Origin of the sequence: Oceanospirillum beijerinckii DSM 7166, from assembly GCF_000422425.1 — a bacterium.
GTDB lineage: Bacteria > Pseudomonadota > Gammaproteobacteria > Pseudomonadales > Halomonadaceae > Oceanospirillum > Oceanospirillum beijerinckii.
On record NZ_AULT01000081.1, the window covers coordinates 1 to 6617 of the forward strand.

The 6617-nt window shown below is 47.9% G+C and carries 8 protein-coding genes and 1 pseudogene; 8 read left to right on the forward strand and 1 reads right to left on the reverse strand.

What is annotated here, in order from left to right:
• A partial coding sequence (locus tag H579_RS26420) for an RNA-guided endonuclease InsQ/TnpB family protein (protein ID WP_036566702.1) occupies window positions 1-328 on the forward strand: 328 nt, incomplete at its 5' end.
• A gap of 80 nt (window positions 329-408) precedes the next feature.
• Here the strand turns inward: H579_RS26420 and lexA are convergent.
• The gene (gene lexA, locus H579_RS0118165) at window positions 409-1026 is read right to left on the reverse strand and encodes a transcriptional repressor LexA (RefSeq protein ID WP_028301854.1); all 618 of its coding nucleotides are present in this window, start codon (window positions 1024-1026) and stop codon (window positions 409-411) included.
• A gap of 249 nt (window positions 1027-1275) precedes the next feature.
• Between lexA and H579_RS0118170 the strand changes: the two genes are divergently transcribed.
• The 7 genes and pseudogenes from H579_RS0118170 to H579_RS28970 form a co-directional block, all read left to right on the forward strand.
• Entirely contained in the window at window positions 1276-1935 is a 660-nt protein-coding gene (locus H579_RS0118170; RefSeq protein WP_028301855.1) for a TetR/AcrR family transcriptional regulator, read from the forward strand.
• 95 nt (window positions 1936-2030) lie between these two features.
• On the forward strand, window positions 2031-2552 hold the full coding sequence (locus H579_RS0118175; protein WP_281167068.1) for a L,D-transpeptidase: 522 nt from the start codon (window positions 2031-2033) through the stop codon (window positions 2550-2552).
• Window positions 2553-2716: 164 nt separating this feature from the next.
• Window positions 2717-3739, forward strand: coding sequence for a beta-N-acetylhexosaminidase (gene nagZ / locus H579_RS0118180; protein ID WP_028301857.1), 1023 nt, complete (start codon window positions 2717-2719; stop codon window positions 3737-3739).
• Between the two features lie 254 nt (window positions 3740-3993).
• A complete protein-coding gene (locus tag H579_RS0118185; RefSeq protein ID WP_028301858.1) occupies window positions 3994-4557 on the forward strand; it encodes a hypoxanthine-guanine phosphoribosyltransferase in 564 nt (187 codons plus the stop codon).
• Between the two features lie 189 nt (window positions 4558-4746).
• On the forward strand, window positions 4747-5487 hold the full coding sequence (locus H579_RS0118190; protein ID WP_028301859.1) for an S-methyl-5'-thioinosine phosphorylase: 741 nt from the start codon (window positions 4747-4749) through the stop codon (window positions 5485-5487).
• A 264-nt stretch (window positions 5488-5751) separates the two neighbouring features.
• A complete protein-coding gene (locus tag H579_RS0118200; RefSeq protein ID WP_028301860.1) occupies window positions 5752-6105 on the forward strand; it encodes a hypothetical protein in 354 nt (117 codons plus the stop codon).
• A 343-nt stretch (window positions 6106-6448) separates the two neighbouring features.
• Window positions 6449-6617, forward strand: a pseudogene (locus tag H579_RS28970) (IS5/IS1182 family transposase); the annotation flags it as partial.

A 6617-nucleotide genomic window follows, 5' to 3' on the forward strand; every position in this document is an offset into this window, starting at 1 on the left:
AGGCAACGTGAAATCCTCCTCATTAGCCAAAACCAAGATGGCCAAGTCTGTACTGGATGCAGGTTGGGCCATGCTGAAAACGATGCTGGATTATAAATGCGCTCACGCAGGTATTGTTTTCAAAGAAGTGAATGAGTCGTACACCACCCAAACCTGTTCGTGCTGCGGTTGTATTTCCGTCAGTAGTCCGAGAGGTAGATCAGGTTTGCGAATAAGAGAATGGACCTGCAGTGAGTGTGGTGTCACTCACGACCGCGATGTGAACGCGGCCAGGAACATTCTTGCGGTCGGGCATGGCCGTCTAGCTGTAGGAATCCCCGTCCTTTAGGGCGGGGAGGATGTCAAATTTTAGTTAGGGTTTGACAGAGTGGAAAGTGTCGGGGCAAGCAAGGTGGACAGAGCTTTAACTTACTGTAAGCCCTGTCCATGGCCGCCGCGGATAATACCGACACCGATACCCTCAATCGCGAGCGGCTCACACTCGATATCCACCACAATTGGTTCAAAATCTTCATTCTCAGCAATCAGATAAACGGTGTTACCTTCCTGCTTAAAGCGCTTTACGGTCACCTCGTCACCAAGACGCGCGACAACAATTTGGCCATCTTTGATCTGGGCCGTTTGATGTACCGCAAGCAGGTCTCCATCCATAATACCGATATCCTTCATGCTCATACCTTTTACCTTCAGCATATAATGGGCCTTAGGGTAAAAGAAGTCAGCACTAACACCGGAATAGCTGTCGATATGTTCCTGTGCCAGGATAGGGCTGCCTGCGGCTACCTGACCAATGACAGGCAGGCCTTGCTGATTTTGTTCAGGCAGTCGAATGCCGCGGGAGGTGCCTGGGATCATCTCGATAGCCCCTTTGCGGGCCAGTGCTCTTAGGTGTTCTTCTGCGGCATTAGGAGAGCGAAAGCCCAGGGCTTTGGCAATTTCAGCACGGGTTGGAGGGTAGCCGGTGGCCTCCATATGGGAAGTGATAAAGTCAAGCACTTCCTGCTGGCGTTTGGTCAGTTTAGTCATAAGAATCCATCTGTCATTTTATACAGCGTGTACTTGTATACAGTTTACACAAAAAACAGCTTTTGTCTTGTTTTCTCTGAATTTTTCTGAATCATACGTTCGTTTAAAAAAGAAGCTGTAATTTCCTTGCTTTAAACAGCGCTTTTATCTTGCTGAGTTCGACCTTCAGGTTATTGCCCTATAACGGTTTCTTGACTTTAGGGTGAATTGTATTTATGTTTCAAACATCTGTTTGATAGTGAGGTGAGCATGGCTCAGTTAGATACCGTAAGTCGAATTCTGGATACCGCAGAAACGTTGTTTGCTGAAAAAGGCTTCTCTGAGACGTCTCTGAGAACCATTACCAGTAAGGCGAAGGTTAATCTGGCCGCTGTGAATTATCACTTTGGTTCCAAGAAGTCGTTGATTCAGGCCGTATTTGCCCGTTACCTGGATCCTTTCTCCGAGATTCTGGATAAAGAGATGGATCGTCTTGAGGCGGAGTATGCCGGTGGTGATATTCCATTGGATGTGGTGTTATCGACATTTACTAATGCGATTTTAACCATGCCGAGCCCGACCAAAAATGGTTTGTCTGCTTTTATGCGTTTACTGGGTTTAGCCTATACTCAGGCTCAAGGCCATATGCGTCGCTACTTGCAGGAGCAATACGGGCCAGTATTTTTCCGTTTTGCGAATATGGTGAAAAATGCTTCCAGTGACCTGCCGGATGTTGAGCGCTTCTGGCGGCTGCACTTTATGCTGGGCGCAGCGATTTTCTCCATGTCCAGTTTAGAGGCTCTGCAGGATATCGCTGATAAAGACTTCGGTGAGCAGGCTGGTGTGCGTGATGTGGTACAGCGTCTGATTCCGTTTGTGACTGCGGGAATGTCTGCCCCACTACCTGACCTTAGTGGTAGTAATGAATAGCAGTACCAGCGGCAATGATAATGTCGGTAGCAAAAACGGTAGCAAGGCCTGGTAGAAAAAACAGCAGTGCCGATACCTAAGTGAAGGTTGTTGAGATGATGACAGAGATACCTGAAAACTGGCAGCAGTTTGCACCCAATGGTTTTTGGCTGCAGGTGGATATCGATCAGCAGCAACTGTTTGTGATGAGAAAAGCAGAGTCTGTGCTCTGCTTTGATATTTCTACCGCACTGAATGGTCCTGGCGAGGAGGAAGGCAGTGGCTGTACACCCAGGGGGTGGCATAAAATCCGCGCTAAAATCGGTCATAATTGTCCTGAAAATGCGGTGTTTGTCGGTCGACGCTGGACCGGTGAATGTTACAATCAAGCATTAGCGGATCAGTATCCCAAGCGCGATTGGATTCTGGGGCGCATTCTTTGGCTCAGTGGCCTTGAGCCCGGAAAAAATCGCTTGGGTTCTGTGGATACCATGCGTCGTTATATCTACTTTCATGGCACGCCAGATGCTGAGCCGATGGGCGAGGCTCTTTCCCACGGTTGTATTCGTATGAGAATGCAGGAGATTGTCCTGCTGTTTTCTTCAGTGCCAGCGTATACCCCTGTTTATATCCGATAGCTTCTGGAAATAACCTGTTTCTGGCCTTTCAGAAGTCTCCCCATTTATATTTTTCATTATGCTTTTTGGATTAGGCCAAAAAGGTTGTGATTTTTTGTTTTTTTATTGTTCATTCTTTGATAGATTTGCCCGTTTGATTCACTGTAGTAAACAGGATGCACCTTATGACGCACGGCCCCGTAATGCTTGATCTGGAAGGATATGAGCTGACCGAAGATGAACGCGCGCTACTGGCCAACCCCTTGGTGGGCGGCTTAATCCTGTTTGCCCGCAATTATCGCGATCCTTATCAACTGCAATCTTTGACCCGGGCAATTCGTGAAGTTCGCCCGGAAGTTCTGATTGCAGTGGATCATGAAGGTGGTCGCGTCCAGCGTTTTCGTGAAGGTTTTACTCGAATTCCGGCTATGGCCAAGCTGGGTGAGCTGTTTCTGCAAGACCCGGAACAAGCGCTTGAATTGGCTTGGGATACCGGTTGGCTGATGGCTTCTGAGCTATTGGCTTATGGTTTGGATTTTACTTTCGCCCCTGTACTGGATCTGGATTACGGCTTCAGTGAAGTAATTGGTGACCGTGCTTTCTCCAAGCGTCCCGAGATTGTAACCCGCTTGGCGGATGCCCTGATTGAAGGTATGCATGAAGCGGGTATGCCGGCTACGGGCAAGCACTTCCCGGGGCACGGTTATGTTGCTGCAGATTCCCATGTGGATCTGCCGGTAGACGAGCGTAGCTTTAAAGAGATCGACGAAAGCTGCCTGAAGCCTTTTGTTGCTTTAGCTCCACAACTGGATGGCGTTATGCCTGCTCATGTTGTCTATAGCCAGGTGGATAATAAGCCTGCGGGCTTCTCTGCTCATTGGCTGAAAGATATTTTACGTCGCCAGTTGGGTTTTAAGGGCGTGATCTTTAGTGATGATCTGGGTATGGCCGGTGCAGCTGCGGCTGGTGGCTATATTGAGCGTGCTCACGCCGCTTTGGATGCGGGCTGTGATATGGTGCTGGTCTGCAACGACCGAAAGGGCGCTCTGGAAGTGTTGTCCGGCCTGGAGGGCTATAGTTTCTCTCCTCGTTCTGAGCAGAGACTGGCTGCCTTGCAGGTGATGTCCAGGCCGACCCTGGAATCACTGGATGCCGATCCTCGCTATAACCGTGTGGCAGATCAACTGGAAGCGATGGCTCAAATATAGTGTGAGTACGGGGTTGGATTGGTCTTAACTAGCCTTAATCTGCTTTCTCAGTTGAAATAACACAATCTAAGCCTGAACTTAAGTTTTGCAAAAAGCTATTTTGCAAAGGTCTCATTGTTCTCCGGCACCTTGCTGAGAGCCAATGAAATAGTTAAGTTTGCGCATATACTCTTTTTATAACTTTCCTCATTGGCACTGGATTTCCAGCTGGCAGAGGTATTTATTTTTATTTAACAGACATTGGAATCAGAACAATGCCGGTAGAAAGTAACCTGGAACAAATTAATAAAGTGTTTGCTGAAGCAGACTGCCTGTGTACTAAAGAGCAACTGGATACTGCTCTGGACAAGATGGCTGCCGAGATCACAGAAGAGCTGGGTGATAAACTACCGGTAGTATACTGTGTGATGAACGGTGGCTTGATTACTACCGGACATCTGCTGACGCGTCTGACCTTTCCGCTACAGGTGGACTATATCCATGCTACTCGCTATCGTGGAGAGACAACTGGTGGTGAGCTGTATTGGCGCGTACCACCGGAAGTAAACATGGAAGGCCGTCACGTCATCATCGTGGACGATATTCTGGATGAAGGTCATACGTTGGCTGCGATCCTTGAGTATTGTAAAGAGCAGGGCGCTGAAGCCGTTTATAGTGCAGTGCTGATCGATAAGATGCATGACCGTAAGGCGCAGCCAGATATGAAGGCGAGCTTTACCGGTCTGGAGGTTGAAGACCGTTACCTGTTTGGCTTTGGTATGGATTATCAGGGCTTCCTGCGTAACGTACCAGGTATCTACGCACCGAAAGGTATGTAGGAATCTCCAAGGTTAATAAAGGAAAGGCTGCAGTATTCGCTGTGGCCTTTTTTGGTTATAGCGCTTTGAGACAGTTGATTCTATGGCTGCTTTGAAGCGATTGTGTTGTTATGACTATTGCAAGTTGTGATTTTAGAGTCAGATGGCGTAGTGGCCTGAGTGACCGCTTTTAGGCTAAGAGGATATAAGATGCTGGCAATTATCGGTGGTACGGGATTAACTCAAATGCAGGGTCTTGAAGTAAAGGCTCGTAAGCAGGTATCAACTCAATGGGGTGAACCTTCGGCTGAGATTGTAGAAGGTGTATTGGCTGGCCAGTCCGTACTATTCCTGGCGCGTCACGGTCATCCTCATCGTATTCCACCTCATAAGGTGAACTACAGAGCGAATATTCAAGCGCTGAAAGATGCTGGTGCGACCGCTATTATCGCTGTTAATGCGGTAGGTGGTATCCATCCGGGTTGTGAGCCAGCGGGTCTGATGATCCCGGATCAGATTGTGGATTACACCTATGGTCGTGAGCACACCTTCTTTGCCGATGATCTGGATGAAGTGGTACATATCGATTTTAGCTGGCCTTACGATGAGCCCCTGCGTCAGCAGGTGATCAGTCATGCTCGTGAGCTGAATCTTGCAGCGCTGGAGCAAGGCACCTATGCGGCAACACAAGGCCCGCGCTTAGAGACTGCAGGTGAGATCAAACGTCTGGCGAATGACGGTTGCGATATCGTGGGTATGACTGGTATGCCGGAAGCGGCTTTGGCCCGCGAAGTAGACTTGCCTTATGTCTGTATCGCTCTGGTAGTGAATATGGCGGCTGGTCTGACCGATGAAATTATTACTATGGCTGATATCGAAAAAGCCCTGCATGATGGGATGGGTAAAGTATTAGCGCTGCTGGATAAAACTATTCAGGGCTATAGCGCTTAATATTCATTGCGCTATAGATATTCTGCATAGAAGAGGAATGAATATTTCTCTTCTATGATCCTCTTGCGACTCTTGTACTGAATCAGCCTCCAGCCTCCAGCCTCCAGCCTCCAGCCTCCAGCCTCCAGCCTCCACTGACAAAAAACTGCATTAAGACTGTCATTGAACTGCCAAGCTGTTATCACGTAACCGTCATTACTGACTCTTAATCTATCACTGCTCGTAAGGAGCAGACGATTAAAACAATGACAGAGGGTAGGGCAAATGAAACAACAACAGATCAATCAAGCATTGGAACAGTTTTCGACTCATCTGGATCAAGCAGGTCAGCAACAAATGACACTGTCTCTGCGTGCGAATCTGTTGCATGAAGCGAAAAAGCTGGAAGAAACTCTGCAATCTCTGATTACTGCAGAGCAAAAAGCGGCGCGTGAGCAATTCTTTATGAATGCTCTGGAGCACTTCATCGCTTGTGCCCGTTTAGAGCGTGCGGATATGTTGCAAGCTTCCTGTAAAGCAATGCAGGGTGAAGTGGCGCGTATGAAGAATATTGATGCCTCTATCAACTCAACAGCCTGGAACAATATTACTGTACAAGATTTGGCGCATATTGCTTAATATGGCCGGTCTACTCTCTATTATTTATGTGGAATTAATGGCTTTGGGATACAGAAATAAAAATCCGGGGCGTTATGATCAGTAGAGAGTAAAATAATAATAAGATCTATATGCTGATAGTCAGATGTACCTAAGGTGCAGATAGTCAGTCAGCAGGCCCGCTGCACAGCGCCTTTCAGTGCTTTGCTCAGATGATGAGCAACACTGATCTGGCGTGGGTGAGAATATTTCGTGTGTTTCATTTATCTTGTGTTTATTGCTCTCCTAGCAGGCTGTCGGACTATTAGCCCATTTCACCCAGATCTAGGATAATAGCCCTTTTCAGGTTCCAGCAGGATATATCATGAGTCGCTTTCGTACCATCGATCGTCAAACGCCTTATCTACTTCCTCCATCTATTGATGACTGGCTGCCTGAAGATCATTTAGCTCGCTTTATTGTAGAGGTTGTCGATAGTCTGGATTTGCAAGCCATCCAGGGAGCATATCGCGGGAGAGGCAGTGCAGCCTATC

Bases quoted from the DNA above. Each gene is read 5' to 3' on its own strand.
- H579_RS0118200 (WP_028301860.1), top strand. From the start codon at position 5,752: ATGAAACAACAACAGATCAATCAAGCATTGGAACAGTTTTCGACTCAT.
- H579_RS0118170 (WP_028301855.1), top strand. From the start codon at position 1,276: ATGGCTCAGTTAGATACCGTAAGTCGAATTCTGGATACCGCAGAAACG.
- lexA (WP_028301854.1), bottom strand. From the start codon at position 1,026: ATGACTAAACTGACCAAACGCCAGCAGGAAGTGCTTGACTTTATCACT.
- H579_RS0118185 (WP_028301858.1), top strand. From the start codon at position 3,994: ATGCCGGTAGAAAGTAACCTGGAACAAATTAATAAAGTGTTTGCTGAA.
- nagZ (WP_028301857.1), top strand. From the start codon at position 2,717: ATGACGCACGGCCCCGTAATGCTTGATCTGGAAGGATATGAGCTGACC.
- H579_RS0118190 (WP_028301859.1), top strand. From the start codon at position 4,747: ATGCTGGCAATTATCGGTGGTACGGGATTAACTCAAATGCAGGGTCTT.
- H579_RS0118175 (WP_281167068.1), top strand. From the start codon at position 2,031: ATGATGACAGAGATACCTGAAAACTGGCAGCAGTTTGCACCCAATGGT.